At 64.6% G+C, this 16,984-nt stretch carries 19 protein-coding genes; all 19 read right to left on the bottom strand.

From position 1 onward, the window contains the following. Positions 1-73: 73 nt before the first annotated feature. The 19 genes from B5V03_RS37565 to flgB all read right to left on the bottom strand — a co-directional run bounded on the left by B5V03_RS37565 (position 74) and on the right by flgB (position 16,965). Positions 74-655: a transglycosylase SLT domain-containing protein gene (locus B5V03_RS37565; RefSeq protein WP_129275436.1), complete on the bottom strand. Its 582-nt coding sequence runs from the start codon at positions 653-655 to the stop codon at positions 74-76. Next, a complete protein-coding gene (locus B5V03_RS37560) occupies positions 606-1,955 on the bottom strand; it encodes a flagellar hook-length control protein FliK (protein WP_129275435.1) in 1,350 nt (449 codons plus the stop codon). Before B5V03_RS37560 ends, B5V03_RS37565 begins: the two co-directional genes overlap by 50 nt. Next, positions 1,952-3,163 carry a chemotaxis protein gene (locus tag B5V03_RS37555; RefSeq protein WP_129275434.1) on the bottom strand — a complete coding sequence of 404 codons (1,212 nt, stop codon included), beginning with the start codon at positions 3,161-3,163 and terminating at the stop codon, positions 1,952-1,954. Before B5V03_RS37555 ends, B5V03_RS37560 begins: the two co-directional genes overlap by 4 nt. Then, complete coding sequence (locus tag B5V03_RS37550; protein ID WP_129275433.1) at positions 3,160-4,497, bottom strand: MotB family protein; 1,338 nt, start codon at positions 4,495-4,497, stop codon at positions 3,160-3,162. The genes B5V03_RS37555 and B5V03_RS37550 overlap by 4 nt, the downstream gene beginning before the upstream one ends. Positions 4,498-4,502: 5 nt before the next feature. Next, positions 4,503-5,198: a hypothetical protein gene (locus B5V03_RS37545; RefSeq protein ID WP_129275432.1), complete on the bottom strand. Its 696-nt coding sequence runs from the start codon at positions 5,196-5,198 to the stop codon at positions 4,503-4,505. After that, a complete protein-coding gene (fliF, locus tag B5V03_RS37540; protein ID WP_164988541.1) occupies positions 5,195-6,823 on the bottom strand; it encodes a flagellar basal-body MS-ring/collar protein FliF in 1,629 nt (542 codons plus the stop codon). Before fliF ends, B5V03_RS37545 begins: the two co-directional genes overlap by 4 nt. Before the next feature lie 304 nt (positions 6,824-7,127). Further along, positions 7,128-8,036 carry a flagellin gene (locus B5V03_RS37535; protein WP_129275430.1) on the bottom strand — a complete coding sequence of 303 codons (909 nt, stop codon included), beginning with the start codon at positions 8,034-8,036 and terminating at the stop codon, positions 7,128-7,130. A gap of 232 nt (positions 8,037-8,268) precedes the next feature. Further along, positions 8,269-9,177, bottom strand: a complete 909-nt coding sequence (locus B5V03_RS37530; RefSeq protein WP_129275429.1) for a flagellin — start codon at positions 9,175-9,177, stop codon at positions 8,269-8,271. A gap of 269 nt (positions 9,178-9,446) precedes the next feature. Continuing rightward, positions 9,447-10,352, bottom strand: coding sequence for a flagellin (locus B5V03_RS37525; RefSeq protein ID WP_129275428.1), 906 nt, complete (start codon positions 10,350-10,352; stop codon positions 9,447-9,449). A gap of 264 nt (positions 10,353-10,616) precedes the next feature. Further along, positions 10,617-11,357 (bottom strand): flagellar type III secretion system pore protein FliP, encoded by a 741-nt coding sequence (gene fliP / locus B5V03_RS37520; RefSeq protein ID WP_129275427.1) that lies wholly within the window; start codon positions 11,355-11,357, stop codon positions 10,617-10,619. Continuing rightward, on the bottom strand, positions 11,354-11,797 hold the full coding sequence (locus B5V03_RS37515; RefSeq protein ID WP_164988540.1) for a flagellar basal body-associated FliL family protein: 444 nt from the start codon (positions 11,795-11,797) through the stop codon (positions 11,354-11,356). The genes fliP and B5V03_RS37515 overlap by 4 nt, the downstream gene beginning before the upstream one ends. A gap of 42 nt (positions 11,798-11,839) precedes the next feature. Beyond that, positions 11,840-12,547, bottom strand: coding sequence for a flagellar basal body L-ring protein FlgH (flgH, locus tag B5V03_RS37510; protein ID WP_129275425.1), 708 nt, complete (start codon positions 12,545-12,547; stop codon positions 11,840-11,842). Beyond that, positions 12,548-13,333, bottom strand: coding sequence for a MotE family protein (locus B5V03_RS37505; RefSeq protein ID WP_164988539.1), 786 nt, complete (start codon positions 13,331-13,333; stop codon positions 12,548-12,550). It abuts the gene before it with no gap. A gap of 67 nt (positions 13,334-13,400) precedes the next feature. Beyond that, positions 13,401-14,531 carry a flagellar basal body P-ring protein FlgI gene (flgI, locus tag B5V03_RS37500; RefSeq protein WP_129275423.1) on the bottom strand — a complete coding sequence of 377 codons (1,131 nt, stop codon included), beginning with the start codon at positions 14,529-14,531 and terminating at the stop codon, positions 13,401-13,403. Beyond that, on the bottom strand, positions 14,528-15,004 hold the full coding sequence (gene flgA, locus B5V03_RS37495) for a flagellar basal body P-ring formation chaperone FlgA (protein WP_164988538.1): 477 nt from the start codon (positions 15,002-15,004) through the stop codon (positions 14,528-14,530). Before flgA ends, flgI begins: the two co-directional genes overlap by 4 nt. A gap of 13 nt (positions 15,005-15,017) precedes the next feature. Further along, a complete protein-coding gene (flgG, locus tag B5V03_RS37490) occupies positions 15,018-15,806 on the bottom strand; it encodes a flagellar basal-body rod protein FlgG (RefSeq protein ID WP_129275421.1) in 789 nt (262 codons plus the stop codon). 18 nt (positions 15,807-15,824) lie between these two features. Further along, positions 15,825-16,154: a flagellar hook-basal body complex protein FliE gene (locus B5V03_RS37485; RefSeq protein WP_129275420.1), complete on the bottom strand. Its 330-nt coding sequence runs from the start codon at positions 16,152-16,154 to the stop codon at positions 15,825-15,827. A gap of 2 nt (positions 16,155-16,156) precedes the next feature. Continuing rightward, complete coding sequence (gene flgC / locus B5V03_RS37480) at positions 16,157-16,573, bottom strand: flagellar basal body rod protein FlgC (RefSeq protein WP_129275419.1); 417 nt, start codon at positions 16,571-16,573, stop codon at positions 16,157-16,159. A gap of 11 nt (positions 16,574-16,584) precedes the next feature. Then, the gene (gene flgB, locus B5V03_RS37475; RefSeq protein ID WP_129275418.1) at positions 16,585-16,965 is read right to left on the bottom strand and encodes a flagellar basal body rod protein FlgB; all 381 of its coding nucleotides are present in this window, start codon (positions 16,963-16,965) and stop codon (positions 16,585-16,587) included. Positions 16,966-16,984: the final 19 nt, after the last annotated feature.

The following is a 16,984-nucleotide window of genomic DNA, read 5'->3' as shown; positions in this document are numbered from 1 at the left end:
CATCTACAATGCGGGTTCTTGCTTGCGCGGGGCTGATGATTGGGAACCATGCACAACTTTCGGGTCGTCCTGGTCATGTCGTCTTCGGCTGACAGAACGAGCGCGCCTTGTCGGTCCACGCGCCGAAGCCGCTGGAGACGAGGTGAGCGACGATGTGGCAGACGTAGCGCTTTTGCGCCGGCTGGTTGTTGGGGCCGGCATTGTAGCGGGCGACTGCCATGGTCCAGCTGCCCTCGCGCTGCTTCAACTCCTTGAGGAAGCGCGCGGCATATTCGACGTTCTTCGCGGGGTCGAACATCGCCTGCACCGAGTTGAACTTGTCGCCGTGATAGTAATGGTTGATCTGCATGCAGCCGAGATCGATCAGCTTGATGCCCTTGGCTCGCATCGCCTCGAAATTCGCGATCGCATCCTTCATGTCCTTGGCGAACACGGTCTGGCCGTCGGCACCGAGCGCGTAAGGATAGAGCGCGCCGCGCCGCCCGGTCTCGGTGAGCCCGACGGCGTAGAGAATGCCGAGCGGAATGCCGTGCTGCTGGGACGCACGTGCCATCTCGCGCTCGCAGGGGCGCGAATTGTCGGTCGCCGCTGCCGCAGCGCCCGCATTACAGATAAACAGGGCCGCGACGAGTCTGCGGGCCCACGTCCTGGTCATGACGCGTCTCCTGGTTGGACTGGCGCTCCTGGCGAGCCTGCTTCGCGCCGTTGTCCGATTGCCCCGACGAATTGCCGGCGCCGTCGAACGTGCCTTGCGACTGGGACGGTGGCTGTTGCTGGCCCGAGAGCTGCGATTGCGACTGGCCGGAGCCGCTCTGGAATCCGTCCAGCGAACCGTGCTGGACCGGCGCAACGTCGGCGACGTAGCCCGCCGACTGCATCAGATCGCGGATCGAGTCGCGCTGCTGGTCCAGCATCTGGCTCGTATCCTTGCGTTCGGCGGCAAGCTGTACCGACACTTCGGTACCGACGAGACGAAGGCGAACGGTGACGTTGCCGAGCTGCGGCGGCTCGAGATTGATGGTCAGAATCTTGAGCGGCTGATCCGGCGCGTTGCCCTGCGACGTCGCGAGATCGGCGGCGGCAGACGCGGTCGACGCCGGCGTCTCCTTCAACTCGGCGACGACCGCATTGGCGACCTGTTGCGGGGCGTTGAATTGGGCCGGCGGCAGATGGGTCTCCTGCTGTACCACGGTGACCTTGGTCGTCTCGGGCAATGCATCCCGGGCCGAGGCCTTGACTGCACGTTCCACATTGGCCGTGACAGCCTCGAAACCGGATGACGCGGGCATTGCTTTTGGCGCAGCTTCATCGCCTTGCAGCGGCGATGCCGCCGCTTGCGAAGCCGGGCCCTGCGCACGCGTATTGGCTGGAGCAGCAGCGGTTGGCGCGGGATCGGCCGTGGCCGCCTTCGCCATGCCGACGCCCTGAACATCGCGCTTCGTTGCGGACGATCGTTCGTCGCGCGTGGACGAGTCCTTCCTGTCCGCAGCGGATTGCGTCTGCGGCTGGATTTGCGGTTTCATGGCCGGCACCGCCGCCAGATCCTGCCCGACGATCGTTGGAATGCTCGATCGGCTCTGGACGTCCGCCTTCATCACCTGATCGGTCGGTGCTTGCTTGTCCGACGGCGCGTCAGCCGATTTGTCGGACTCGTTCGCAGATTTGGGCTCATCGGTCGCGTCGGTGCGATCCTCCACCGCCTCGTCCGTCTTGTCCTTCCCGGCCGGATGCACCAGGCGCGCCCGCAGCGTTCCGGCTTTCACGGTCGTATCGCTGCCATCATCGTTCAGCGCCCGCTTCGCCATGTTCGAGACGGTGTGGAGCAGATCATTGAACGACGAATCCGCCTGCGATTTGCTCGCGGCGCCCTTGGCCAATCGCGACGTCCCGCGCATGTTGAGGCTCTCGGCTAGACCGGAGAAGAGCTGCCCGGAGGTTCCGCTGAGCTTGGTCATGGACGACGATCCCTGGTGAGGAGTTCGAGTTCGCCGAGCTGCTTCTGCGCGCGTGCGAGGGTTGCGGTCGATGATGCGAGATCGACACGCGCCGGCGTCACCGGAGGTTTTTCGGCCGCGGCGGCGGGTCCGCCCGCGAACGGCTTGCGGACATCGAGCGCAAGCTGAACCGTTGCATTGAGGAGCGGAACGTCGTGCTCGGGCAGCTTCGACCGGTCGAGCGCCTTCAGCTCGGCGAGACCGCCGTCATATTCGTCGGTGAGCACCCGCGAGGCACCACGGAAGAAATGCGCCCGCTCGCGCTCGACCGAGGCATCGGCGCTGAGCGTGAGCGCTCGCTCGCCAGCGAGCCGGGTCACGGCCATCCGTCCACGCACCATTGCACTGCGCGCGATGACGAGATAGAGCTTGAGGCGGCTCGCGCGGTCGATCTGCTCCAGCAACGTGACGATCCGCGCGAACCGGTTCTCGTCGAACGCGAGGCTCGATTGCGTCAGGCCCGTGGAGAAGCGCTGCCAGAAATCGCCGGCATAGATCGAGTTGCGGTAGTGACGGATATAGGCCAGCGTCAGGAACTCGAACTTGTCGAACTCCTCGGCCTGCCCGACCAGCAGGATCTCGCGCCGCAGTGCCGCCTCCTCGACGAGCGTGCCGGGCAGCAGCAGGCGCGCGTCGTCGAGACGCTCGATCGCAAACGATGCCTCGGCACGCGCGAACAACGCGCCCTGGACCAGCGCGACCTGCCCGCCCAGGCCCGACGGAATCGTCCGCGGCTTGACGTCCTTGAGCAGCTCGCGCGCCTCGTCCTGTCGGCCCTCGACATAGGCGAGCGCGCCATCGAACAGCCGTCCGTCGACGTTGATCTTGTCGCGCGGCAGCTTGCGCACCACTTGCGGCGCGCCGCCGCTGAGCAGGTAGATGACGACGGCCTGGCCGTTCTGCGGGTTGCTCCACACGTTCGCATCGGCGGCGAGAAACTTTTCGCCGATCTGCCGGATCAGCGCGATATGGCTGCCATGCGCCGCGGTGTCGCCGCTGGCGATGCCGTCCTGCACCGCCTGCAATCCGCGCACGAGCTCATAGGGTTCGCTCGATGTCGACGCCGGCGCTGGCGCCGCAGCCGACGCTGGAGCCGGATCGGCCAATACGCGTGCGGCCGTCAGCGGCAACGCCATCAGCAACACGGCGCAGAGGAGCGGCCTGATCAAGAGCGCTTCTCCCGGATCAAGATCTCGATCCGGCGGTTCTGCGCGGCCGCCGGGTCGTTCTGAAGTTTCGGCCGACGATCGGCGTAACCCTCGACGTGCTCGATCCGCTGCGCATCGACGCCGGAGCGGACCAGCATGTAATAGGCCATCTGCGCACGGGCCGTCGACAGCCGCCAATTGTCGTAAGTCTCCGACTTGTACGGCCGATTGTCGGTGTGACCGCGGACGATGATCATGCCGGGGCGCTTTGCCAGCAGCGGGCCGATCTTGTCGATCACGCGGATGAGTTCTGGCCGCGGCTCGGCTGAGCCGACCGCGAACATGCCGAAGCTCGCATCGTCGGTCAGGCTGACCAGGAGGCCCTCCTCGACCTGGCGCACCTCGGCCACCGGTCCCGCGCCCGCCTTGATGTCCGACAGCGCATCCGCGATCGCGGACTGAAGCTGCGTGACGGCCTGCTGTTGTGTTTGCGCGGCGTCGCGCGGTTCGGAATTCTTCGCTTGATCACCGGGGCGCGACTGTGCGGCCGCGTTGGCTTGAGCGCCAGCCTGGGCGCCTGGTTGCGTATTCGCCTGGGCACTGCCATCGCGTTGGGCCTGCGACGGCGCGGGACCCGGCGGCAGCAGGGGCGTCAGGCTTGCGGACGACGCGTCCGCATTCGGAGCGATGCTTCCGCCGGCATCATCCTGCGTGGCACGGCGCGGTTGCGGCTCGCCCTGCCCTGTTCCGGACGCATTGTCGCGCGCGGACGCATTCGGCTTTGGCTCGCTGTCGACGAAGCGATCCGAATCCTTGGACGCCTGTGGTGTCAGCCTCCAATAGCCGGGATCGAAGGGATCTCGGTAGGCGTCACCGCCCTTGAGGCCATCCTCCTCGGCGGAGGTCAGCGCGCCGGCGCGGCGCTGGCCCGCGGCCTGGTTCGCGCTGTTGGCAATCTCGGAGAGCGTCGCATAGGGATCGCGAAACAGAATTTTCTCTTCATAGGAGGCCGGCTTCTCCGCTGTCGGCGAGTCGCCACGACGCTCTTCGTTTTGCCCGGCCGGCTGTCGCCTGCCGTCTTGCCCCTCGAAGATCGTGTGCTCCTTCTTGGAGAGATCCTTGAGACCCTTGGGAGCGGGCGCGTTCTCCGCGAGCTTGATCGGGTTGAAATAGCTCGCGACCACCCGTTTCTGGTCCTGGTTGAGCGCGTTGAGCAACCACATCACCAGGAAGAACGCCATCATCGCGGTCATGAAGTCCGCATAGGCGATCTTCCAGACGCCACTGTGATGCGGCTCCTCGGCGAAGGCGCTGCGACGGCGGACGATGACGAGCTCGTGCTTGACCTCTTCCATGGCGTCTACCGGCGCGCTTCCTTCAGGCGTTCGCTCCAGGTCGTGATCTGGGTTTCGATCACGGTCTGGTCGGCGACGACGCGGACTTCGACAGTTTCGGCGGCCTCGTACTGGATCCCCGTGCGCCTGGAAGCCTCGAGCTGCGTCCTCACGAGATCAAGCAGCTCGCTCGGGCCGGTGACCTTGAACACCGGCACCGGCGAATTGCCGGTCAGCGCCGCAATCTGTTCGACCAGCGATCCGATCGCCTTGTCGCGAACCGCGTCGGCGAGGAAAGGCAGCAGGATGCGCGCGACCGAGCTCGCGATGTTGGTCTCGATCTCGCGGCAAGCCGACTCGAAGCCGCTCACGATCGCGACCGCCTGCTGGTCGGACCATTTGGCCCGCTCCTCGCCGAGCCGGATCGCGCTGCGGACGCGCTCCTCGGCAACCCTGGCATCGGCCTCCGCGACGGCGGCGGCATGACCGCGACGATAGGCGTCGTCGAGGAGATTGACCGGCGGAGCTTCCGGCTCGGGCGCCGGTGACTGAAGCTGCGGCTGCGATTGAGGCTGACGCTGCGGCTGGGCCTGCGGCTCGCGCCGGGCCTCCTTCGGCCTGGTCAGCACGTCCTGGATCTTGGGCGGTGGAGCTAGCGGCGGCGACTTAGTCCGGCCGTTCGCGTCGAACTGCGTCAGGAGTTTTCCGATAGCCGCGTTCATGCTGCCTCCTCGCGTCGCATCCAGTCTTTAAGGATCGCTGCCGCTTGCGTCTGATCGAGCCGGACGATCTGCTCGAGCCGCTTCTGCGGCGTCCGCTGCATCTTGCCCTCGAGGTCCTCGACGAGGTTGAGCTCGAGATCCTGACTCTCGGTCAGGGCAAGCGCCGCAGCAGCTTCGAGCTCGGCGGCCTCGGCCGCCTCGGTCTGCTCCTGAGCCGCGCGATGGGTCAGAATGCCGTTGACCGCGGGCCGAAGACCGAACCAGACCAACATTGAAGCAACGGCCAGGATCGTCACCGCGTTGATGACGCTGCCGAGCTGCTTGTTGATCATCTCGACGAAGCTGATCGGCGGCACCGGCGCGAGCTCGCGCGAGCCTTCGATGAAGTCGACGGCCGTCACCTGGATCTGGTCGCCGCGCGTCTTGTCCAACCCGCCGGCCGTCGCCGCGAGCTGGCTGATCTCGGCGAGCTTGCTGTCGACGATGGCCTGGTTGCTCTTGTCGCCGAGATCGGCAACGAGCCGCGCGCGGTTGACCAGAACGGCGATGAAGAGCTTCTTGACCGAGTAGCCGTCGCTCACCGTCGTCGTGGTCTTCGACGACACCTCGAAATTGGTGACGTCTTCGCGGCGGGTCTTGTCTTCGCTGGAATTCTTGGTGCCGCCGGCGTTGACCTGCTGATCGGGAAGATTCTGCTGAACCGTGGTCGGCGTCGACCGGTCCGCGTTCTGCGACTTCTCGTTTTCGCGCACGTTCCGCACGGAACGCTCCGCGCGGGTCTCGGGATCGTAGACGGTCTCGTTGGTCTGCCGCTTGTCGGTGGAGAGCTGCGGGGCGACGCTCACCTCGAAATTGTCCAGGCCCAGATACGGCGTCAGCGCCTTGCGGATGTTCTCCTGCACCATGCCGCCGACCGTCTTCTGCAGGCTTGCCATCTTGGTCGGCGCGGCGCTCGCCTCGTCCTCTTCGGCCAGCAGCATCGAGCCGTCGGCGTCCAGCACGGTCACCTTCTCTTTGCTCATGCCCGGGATGGCTGCAGCGACGAGATGGCGGATCGACTGCGCCGTGCGCGCCTCGATTGCGCCATCGGTGCGCAGCACCACCGAAGCCGAAGGCGGCTGCTGCGTCGCGCGGAACGAGCCGCGCACCGGCAGCACGATATGCACCCGTGCCGCCTTCACGCCTTTCATCAACTGCACCGTTCGCGCGATCTCGCCCTCGAGCGCGCGCAGCTTCGTCACTTCCTGCATGAACGAGGTCAGGCCGAGCGAGCCGATCTTGTCGAATAGCTCGTAACCGGAATTGGCGCTGGTCGGCAGCCCCTTCTCGGCAAGCAGCATCCGCGCCTGCATGGTCTGGCTCGGGCGCACTGAGAGCGCGTCGCCGGCTGTATTGACGTCGAAGGTAATATTTTGCTCGCGCAGGGCGGCGCCCATGCGCGTCACGTCCTCGCGGGTCAGGCCTGTGTAGAGCGTCTCGAATTCCGGCCGACTCAGATAATAGGCGCCACCGACAACGGTGACCAGAACGGCAAAGCCGATCAATCCCAAAGCCATCAGGCGTCGCGGACCAAGCTCCAGCAGATTATTGAGCAGTTGCTGTATTTGCGCACGACTGAACAGCATATGACCTCGTACCAATGCGAACGTAGAGGACACTCCGCTGCCAACCTTGTCTGAAGGTTGCGCGAGGGCACGAATGTGTCAGTTCGCAGGCGAGACGTTGTAAATTTGCAAATTTTCCTCCGACGCATGCGGGTCAGGAGCAACAAGCGGACGCGCGGCCGCAAGGCGGCGCGATCGGCTACGGCGTGTTGCACGAAGTCTGACGTCAGGAGGTCGATTGCGGGCACGTCATGTGCCGTCAAAACCGCCGTTCACGGCGGGGACCGTGCTCCCTTGGGAACACGGTCGTTTCCAAAGTCTAAGCTTACTTGAACAGCGACAGGATGCTCTGGCTGTTCTGGTTGGCGATCGAGAGCGCCTGAACGCCGAGCTGCTGCTGGGTCTGCAGCGCCTGAAGGCGGGTCGATTCCGCGTTCATGTCGGCATCGACCAGCTGGCCGACACCGCGATCCACGGAGTCCATCAGGGTCTTGACGAAGTCCGTGTTGGTCTGGATGCGGTTCTTGACCGCGCCGAGGTCGGCGGCGGCCGAGGCCACCGAGTTGATCGCTGCCGTGACCTTCACGATGTAGCCATCGAGCGTGGTCTGGTCAGCCACCGAGTCGGTCAGCGTGGCGATGGTGAGCGTGTTGATCGAGGCACCGGCGCTGACGGTGTCCAGAATGCCGGTCGTGGCCGACGTATAGAGCGAATAGTTGGAGATCGTCAGGGATATGGTGCCGATGGTGGGCGTTCCGCCGACGCGAGAGAACGACGACACCAGGTTGAAGGTCGCCGGCGTGGCGGTGGTCGCGCTCAGCCAGTTCACGCCGTTGAAGGTCGCCGCACTGGCGGTGCCCTTCATCTGCTGCTGGATCTGGGTGATGTCAGCCTGGATCTTGGTACGGTCGATACCGGCGGTCTTGGCTTCGACCAGCAGCGCCTGGAGCTTGGTCAGGCCGCCGGTCTTGTCGCCGACGACCGCAGTCAGAGCGGTGTATTCGGTGTCGACGGTCGCAGCCGACAGACCGAGCGAGTCGGAGACGGCGGAGAGCGCGGCGTTGTCGGCGCGCATCGAGGTTGCGATCGACCAGTAGGCGGCGTTATCCGAAGCGGTGGCCACGCGCTGGCCGGTGGAGATCCGGCTCTGCGTGGTGGAAAGCTGGCTGCTGACGTTCCGGAGCGTCTGCAGCGCCGTCATTGCGGAGGAGTTGGTGAGAAGGCTAGAACTCATCTTTGACGCCCCTTTGAAAACTGGATTGAGGTTGGGGACATACCGGACTTGCACCGGTACGACAGGGCGGCGTCATGCCTTTGGGCCGCGGAAAAGCGGCTCAACCTGTCGTACCGGCTGCGATAGCAGGCGAAGTTGGTGCGAGGCTTGTGGCTTCGCACGGGACGTGACGCCAAAATGAAAAGGGGCCGCGCTTCGCAAGAAGCGCGGCCCCCTCAGATGGTTGTTAGGCTTAGCGGAACAGCGAGAGGATGCTCTGGCTGTTCTGGTTAGCGATCGAGAGCGCCTGAACGCCGAGCTGCTGCTGGGTCTGGAGCGCCTGAAGGCGGGTCGATTCCGCGTTCATGTCGGCATCGACGAGCTGGCCGACACCGCGATCAACCGAGTCCATCAAAGTCTTGACGAAGTCCGTGTTGGTCGAGATGCGGTTCTTGACGGCGCCGAGGTTGGCGGCGGCCGAGGCCACCGAGTTGATCGCTGCCGTGACCTTCGAGATGTAGCCATCGAGCGTGGTCTGGTCAGCCACCGAGTCGGTCAGCGTGGCGATGGTGAGGTTGTTGACCGAAGCACCGGCGGTGACGGTGTCCAGAATGCCGGTCGTGCTCGACGTATAGAGCGAATAGTTGGAGATCGTCAGGGTAATGGTGCCGATGGTGGGCGTGCCGCCGACGCGGGAGAACGACGACACCAGGTTGAAGGTCGCCGGCGTGGCGGTGGTCGCGCTCAGCCAGTTCACGCCGTTGAAGGTCGCCGCACCGGCGGTGCCCTTCATCTGCTGCTGGATCTGGGTGATGTCAGCCTGGATCTTGGTACGGTCGATGCCGGCGGTCTTGGCTTCGACCAGCAGCGCCTGGAGCTTGGTCAGGCCGCCGGTTGTATCGCCGACAACCGCGGTCAGAGCGGTATATTCGGTGTCGACCGTCGCAGCCGACAGACCGAGCGAGTCGGAGACGGCGGAGAGCGCGGCGTTGTCGGCGCGCATCGAGGTTGCGATCGACCAGTAGGCGGCGTTGTCCGAAGCGGTCGAGACGCGCATGCCGGTGGAGATCCGGCTCTGCGTGGTGGCGAGCTGGCTGCTGACGTTCCGGAGCGTCTGCAGCGCCGTCATTGCGGAGGAGTTGGTGAGAAGGCTAGAACCCATTTTGATGTCCCTTTGAGATTGATTGAGTGGGGACATACCGGACTTGCACCGGTACGACAGGGCGGCGTCATGCCTTTGGGCTGCGGAAAACCGGTTAAGGCCCAACCTGTCGTAGCGCCGACCTTAACCCGCGAAGCTTGTGCGGGGCTTGTGGCTCTGTGTCTTGACTGCAACAGGGCAGCCGAAATTGCGGCGTGCGCGTAGCGTCCCGCCAAACGAAAGGGCCGCGCTTCGCGAGAAGCGCGGCCCTCCCTGGATTGTCTTCAGGCTTAGCGGAACAGCGACAGGATGCTCTGGCTGCTGTTGTTGGCGATCGAGAGCGCCTGCACGCCAAGCTGCTGCTGGACCTGGAGGGCCGCCAGGCGGGTGGACTCCCGGTTCATATCGGCGTCGACGAGCTGGCCGATACCACGATCAACCGAGTCCATCAGGCTCTGGACGAAGTCCGTGTTGGTCTGGATGCGGTTCTTGACGGCGCCGAGATTGGCGGCCGCCGAAGCCACCGAGTTGATCGCTGCCGTGACCTTCGAGATGTAACCATCGAGCGTGGTCTGGTCAGCCACCGAGTCGGTCAGCGTGGCGATGGTGAGCGTGTTGACCGAGGCACCGCCGCTGACGGTGTCCAGAATGCCGGTCGAGGTCGACGTATAGAGCGAATAGTTGGAGGTCGTCAGGGCAATGGTGCCGGTGGTGGGCGTGCCGCCGACGCGGGAGAACGACGACACCAGGTTGACCGTCGCCGGCGTGGCGGTGGTCGCGCTCAGCCAGTTCACGCCGTTGAAGGTCGCCGCACTGGCGGTGCCCTTCATCTGCTGCTGGATCTGGGTGATGTCAGCCTGGATCTTGGTACGGTCGATACCGGCGGTCTTGGCTTCGACCAGCAGCGACTGGAGCTTGACCAGGCCGCCGGTGCTGTCGCCAACAACCGAGGTCAGAGCGGTATATTCGGTGTCGACGGTCGCGGCCGACAGACCGAGCGAGTCGGAGACGGCGGAGAGCGCGGCGTTGTCGGCGCGCATCGAGGTTGCGATCGACCAGTAGGCGGCGTTGTCCGAAGCGGTGGCCACACGCTGGCCGGTGGAGATCCGGCCCTGCGTGGTGGAGAGCTGGGAGCTCACCGACCGCAGGGTCTGGAGTGCGGTCATGGCGGTCGAGTTCGTAAGCAGGCTTGACATTGCGAATGTCCCTTTATGTACGCGTTACATTTTCACGAGGGGACATACCGGGCTTTCACCGGTACGGAGGGGCGGCATCATGCCTTTGGACTGATGTGGGTGGGGTCCAACCCGCCGTGCCGCATTGCTAGCACGTCGAATCTTGCGCCGAGATTAAGATCGGCTGGAATTTCGCTGCAATATCAGATGGTTAACGGCACTGTCCGCTAACCATAAACCCCTACTTCTCGCTAACCATAACCAGCCGCCCGGCAATCTCGGCCGCTATGAGAACGACCGCACCAGTCCGGAGGCGAGCAGGTTCCAGCCGTCGATCAGCACGAAGAACAGCATCTTGAACGGCAGCGCGATGATCGTCGGCGGCAGCATCATCATGCCCATCGACATGGTCAGCGTCGCCACGATCATGTCGATGACCAGGAACGGCAGCATGATCAGGAATCCGATCTCGAACGAGCGCCTGAGCTCGGAGATCATGAAGGCCGGGATGATGACGCGCAGATCGATGCGCTTGTCGTCGAATTTCTTGCGGAAGCTCTCGGCGGCGAGCGCCTCGAAGGTCTGCAGATCCTTGTCGCGGACATGGGCCAGCATGAACTCGCGGAACGGATCGGTGATCTTCAGATAGGCCTCTTCCTCCGAGATCTCGTTCTTCATGAGAGGCTGGACGCCGGTCTCCCAGGCGCGGTCGAAGGTCGGCGCCATCACGTAGAACGTCATGAACAGCGCGAGGCTGACCAGCACCAGATTGGCCGGCGTGGTCTGAAGGCCGAGACCGGAGCGCAGGAACGACAGCGCCACTGCAAATCGCGTGAAGCTCGTCACCATGATGAGCAGACCCGGCGCCACCGACAGCACCGTGATCAGCGCCATCAGCTGAATGATGCGGCCGCTGGTCGAGCCGTTGCCCGGCGGTAGCAGCGAGTTGAGGTCCGGAATCTGGGCCAGCGCCACCTCGGGCAGCACGACCAGAACCAACGCGAGCAGCAGGACTCTCAGTTTCACTGGATCACCAACGTCTCAATGATCAATTCGCGGATCTTGCCCGACGAGCGGATATTGGCGCGCTCGGTCAGGTCGTCGCGCAGATGCTGGAGCCCGCGCGATCCCTCGAACTGCGTCACCGAGGCGGAGCGCAGATAGGTCACGATGTCCTCGCTGACATGGGCGGCCAGGATACCGGCATCCTCGTCACTCATGCTCTCGGTCACCATCGAGGCCTCGACGCGAGCCCAGTTGTTGGCGGGCGCGGCGAGATTGGTCACGATCGGCGACAGTTTTCGAAGCCGCGCGCTGCCAGCGTAGCTCGACGCAATCGGCGGCGGCGTGGCGCTCTTCTTCGCGTCGGCGACGCGCTCGGCGGCCGCAAACAGATGCAGCCCGGCAAGCGCGCCCGCACCGATCGCGACAAGGGTCAGCACCAGGATGGCCGCAATCAGGCGCATCACGATCCCCGCCCTCGCCGCGCGGCCAGACCGCCGCAAATCTCAGAATGGTGCCACGGCGTCATAGATCCGATGTCCCCATCCAGGCTGCTGCACGTCAGACAGATTTCCGCGACCGCCATAGGACACCCGCGCCTCCGCGATCTTTTCGTAGGAGATCGTGTTGGTGCGCGAGATGTCACGCGGGCGCACGATGCCGCCGACGTTGAGCACGCGCATCTCGGTGTTGACACGGAACTCCTGCGAGCCACTGATCATCATATTGCCGTTCGGCAACACGTCGGTGACGATGGCGGCGATCGAGAGCTTGATGTCCTCTGTGCGATCGATCTGGCCGTTGCCTTTGATCTGGGTGTTGGTGCTGAGGTTGGCGCTGGTCGAGCCCTTGTCGCTCCATCCTGCGACGTCCATCAGCCAGTCGAGCCCGAACTTGATCTGCGAATCACGCGAGCGATCGGTCTTGTTGTCGAGCTTGGCCTTGTCCTGCATCGAGATGATGACAGTCACGACGTCGCCGGCGCGCCGGGCGCGGGGATCGCGGTAGAGATCAGTGCCGTCGTCCCAGGTCGAGCGATAGCTGACCGGCGTACGCACACGGGGCGTCACCGGGATCGGCTCGGCCTGCGTCCGCAGGCCGCTGCCGACGGGCGACAGGCGCGGGCCGGTCAGGACCTCGGCCGGATCATTCAAGCACCCGGTCAGGAGCACCGACGACAGCAGCAGCGACAGGACGAGGATCGGCTTTTTCATCTATTTGGTCTTTCCGTCGTCCACGCGACGCATTCCGCCGAGCAAATCGGCAAGGTGTGCGGCGCGCGCCGTATCCATCTCGTTGAAGATCGCGCTCGAGCTCCTCGGGCTGAGCTTGGCGAGCACGGCGGCGGCGGTCTCGTCCGCCATGCCGGCGATCTGGGTCGCCGCGGCGTCCGGCTTCATGCGCGAATAGATCTCGACGACCTGCGCCTCGGCCTTTTTCAGGAAGTCGTCGCGCAGCGCCATCCACTTCTCGTATTCGGCACGCTTGGCCTCGACCTCGGCGATCCGCTCACGGAGCAGGCTCTCGGCCTTCTCCAGCTCCTTGAGCTGCCAGGCGAGCCTCGCATCGACGGCGGGATCAGCCACGTTGCTGCAGAACAGGGCGACCTCGCTGTCCCCCGACGCGGCGGCCTGCGGCGGCGCAGGCTTCGGCGGCGCCGTGACGCTGCCGGGTTTGGCAGGCCGAACCGGTGCGGCTGCGGGCGCTGCCGGTGCTCGTGCCGGTGCAGGCGCTTCGGGCGCCGGCACCGCGCCGGTGGTGACTGGCCCGGAATCTTCGGCCGCCCACGCCGTCGCCCGCATCGAGGCATTGTCGCCTGGAATCGCCGAAGCAGGCAGCGGCGGCTTCTGCGATTCGGGCGCGCGCGCCCGCGCGAAGGACAGCAGGTTGAGCGGCTTCGACGGCTTGGCCTCGTCCAGAGCAAGCACGGGCGAAGCACTCACGACCGCGGAGATCGCGATCAGGAGGAGCAGCTTGGTTTTGTGTTCCAATTTCAGCATCGGGCCGTGTGCGATTCTCGGTCGAGACCTGAGCATTGAGCGACCAAGCTTGCACGACGCTTGTGCATCATTGCACGATGACGTCGGCCTGGAGGGCGCCGGCCGACTTGATCGCCTGGAGGATCGCGATGATGCCTGACGGTTTGAGGCCGATCTGGTTCAATCCGCGCACCAGGCGCTGGAGATCGACGCCGCTCAGGATTGCCACCTGCGATCCGGCCTCGTTGGCCTCGACCACGGTCTGGGGAACGACCACGGTCTGCCCTCGCGAGAACGGCGCCGGCTGCGACACCACGGGAAGCTCGGTGACGCGGACCGTCAGATTGCCGTGCGTCACCGCAACGGTCGATATCCGCACGTCACGCCCGATCACGACCGTGCCGGTGCGCTCGTTGATGACCACCCGCGCCGGCGTGTCCGGCTCGACCGTCAGCTCGCCGACTTCCGCGAGAAAACGGACGGGTCCGACGTTCCGCGGTTTCGACAGCACGATGGTGCGGTAGTCGCGCTCGAAGGCGATCTGGGCCCGGTAGCGGCCGCCGGCATAGCGATTGATGGCATCGAGGATGCGGGTTGCCGTGACGAAATCAGGGTTCTTGAGCTCCAGCACCAGGTACTCCATCTCGTGGAGGCTTCCCTGCACCTCGCGCTCGACCAGCGCGCCGTTCGGAATGCGGCCTGCGGTGGGCGTGCCCTGGCTGACGCTCTGCGCCTGGCCGCCCACGCTGTAACCGGCAACCGTGACCGCGCCCTGCGCCACCGCATAGACCGCGCCATCCGCCGCGCGCAGCGACGTCATCACCAGTGTGCCGCCGAGCAGCGAGGTCGCATCGCCCAGCGACGACACCGTGACGTCCATACGCTCACCCGCCCCGATCGAGGGCGTCAGGTCCGCGGTCACCATCACGGCTGCGACGTTGCGCGTGCGCAGCGTTGTCGGACGTGTCGGGTTGCTGGTGCTGGTGGTCTCGTTCCTGACATTGATGCCCATGTTCTCGAGCATCGATTGCAGGGATTGCTCCGTGAATGGAGCGTTGCGAAGCGTGTCGCCGGTGCCGTTCAGGCCGATGACGAGGCCATAACCGACGATCTGGTTTTCGCGCAGACCCTTGATGTCCGCGATATCCTTGATGCGGACGGCGGCCTGGGCGCTGGCGGCGGAAAGAATGAGGACGAGCGCGATCAGGAATCTGGTCATGACCCGTCCACGACCTTGACGGTGCCGTCCGGCTGGACGATCGCCCTGATGATCACGCCCGTGTCGGTGTTTCGTACGGTAATGAGCGCGCCCGGCGCGCCGGATTGCATCGCGGCACCGTAGGTCACGATCGACAAGCCGGAGTCCTCGACCACGACCTTGACCATGGCGCCCCGGGCGATGGTGAAGGGATCCTCCACCGAATTGGTAGGGATCGGCTGGCCCGGCAGCAGTGCCCGCCGCGCCATGCGGCCGACGAGCACCTGACGCCCCTCAATGAACATGGCGACCCCGAGCACGTTCGGCGCAAAGACTCGCTCGGTGATCATGTCGTCCCGGATCAGCTCGCCGGCGCGGATCGAGACGGCCGGCACGGGAAGCCGCCTCTCCTCGGCTGCAGCGACGCGCGCCGAGACGAGCACCAGCAGCACGGCGGCCAACCCGCGCACGATCAGGCCCACCCTGTTCAACATGGACACACCGGAACTAGCGAAGGCCCTTCGATACGGTCGAGGCCATTTCATCCGAGGCTTGGATGACCTTGGCATTCATTTCATAGGCGCGTTGCGCCGAGATCAACTCGGTGATTTCCTTGACCGGATCGACGTTCGAGGCTTCGAGATATTGCTGGTTGATCTTGCCGTAGCCGGAATCGCCCGGCAGTCCGACGACCGGCGTGCCGGACGCCGTGGTCTCGCGATAGAGATTGCTGCCGAGCGGCTCGAGGCCGGCTTCGTTGGCAAAGTTGGCGAGGTTGAGCTGGCCGATCTGCCGGGGGTTCACTTCCGTGTCCAGCTTGGCGAACACTTGTCCGGTCTGGTTGACGGTGACCTGAACCGTTCCCTGCGGAATCGTGATTGCCGGGTCGAGCAAGTAACCGTCGGTGGTGACTAGCTGACCGTTTGGGTTGGGGCTGAATGCGCCGGCCCGGGTGTATTGCACTTCGTTGTTCGGGCCGAGCACCTGAAACCAGCCGCGGCCGTTGATCGCGAGGTCGTAAGGGTTGCCGGTCTGTGTGAGCGCACCCTGGATATGCAGCTTGCGGATGGCCGTCGACTTGACGCCGAGGCCGAGATTGGAACCTTCCGGGATCGGCGACGAACCGTTGACGTTCGCGACGCCCTGCATGCGGTCCATCTGGTAGAACAGATCGGTGAATTCCGCACGCGCACGCTTGTACGACGTCGAGTTGATGTTGGCGATGTTGTTCGCGATGACTTCGATATTGGTCTGCTGGGCATTCATGCCCGTGGCCGCAATGGCGAGCGATTTCACTTACGTCACTCCTTCAGATCAAATCGACATCCGAACGACTTCCTGGTAGGCCTGCACGACCTTGTCGCGAACCGCGACCGCCGTCTGCAAGGCCTGCTCGGCCGACATCAGCGCCTCGACGACCTTGCGCGTCGATTCCTTGCCCTGCATCGCCGAGATCGACGCCGCCTCGCCCGCTTTCAGCGTGCCGATCGCGTCGGTCGTCACCTGCTTCATCACCGAATCGAAGCCGATGTCGTCGGTCGACTGGATTGCGGTCGGCGCAGCGGGCGCGATCGCCTGCGTTTCCGTGGCACGGCTTGCCGCCTGCCCTGCGTTAATCGCGGTGGATGAAATCGCCTCAAGCATTGTCAGCTCCTCAGAAGGTCGATGGTCATGCCCAGCATCGACCTCACCTGTTTCACCACTTGGAGATTGGCTTCATAGGACCGGTTGACTTCCCGCATGTCCGCCATCTCGATCATCATGTTGACGTTCGGCATCTTGACGTAGCCGGCCTTGTCGGCGGCGGGATGTCCCGGTTCGTATTCGACGCGGTAGGGCGTGGTGTCGACCCCGATCTCCTTGACCTTCGCGAGCTGCGAGCCCGAGGCGCGGTCCAACGCGGCATCGAACGTGATGGTCTTGCGCTGATACGGATCGGCGCCGGCAGTCCGCCCGGTCGCGGTCGCGTTGGCGAGGTTTTCGGAGACGATGCGCATGCGCGTCGACTGCGCTTCGAGCCCGGAGCTCGCAACCGTCAGGGAAGCACTCAGTGAGTCCAGCATGTCAATTCACCTCAGGCCTTTGCGCTCGACAGGACCATGCGGTGGAACGACCGCACGATTGCCGAATTCATCGAGTAGTCGCGATTGACGTCGCTACCCTTGATCATTTCCTGCTCGAGGCTGACGGAGTTGCCGGAGTGGACCACGTCCCAGCTGTCCTTTTTGGCGGTCGCGCGCGTATCGGTCTCGGTCGCGGACAGCTGCATGTGCGACGGCGATGTCGTTGCAAGCCTGACCGGCATCGCGTCGAGCACCTTGTTGAAGGGTTCGACATCGCGCGCCTTGAAGCCCGGCGTATTGGCGTTGGCGACGTTGGTGGCAATGGTCGACTGGCGGAGCTCGAGGTAGCGCGCCTGCGACGATGCGAGTTCGAAGAGATAAAGCGGTCCCACGACAGCCCCATTATGATCC

The sequence above is a fragment of the Bradyrhizobium betae genome, assembly GCF_004123905.1.
Classification (GTDB): Bacteria; Pseudomonadota; Alphaproteobacteria; order Rhizobiales; family Xanthobacteraceae; genus Bradyrhizobium; species Bradyrhizobium betae_A.
This window is presented reverse-complemented; position numbering and strand designations above follow the sequence as displayed.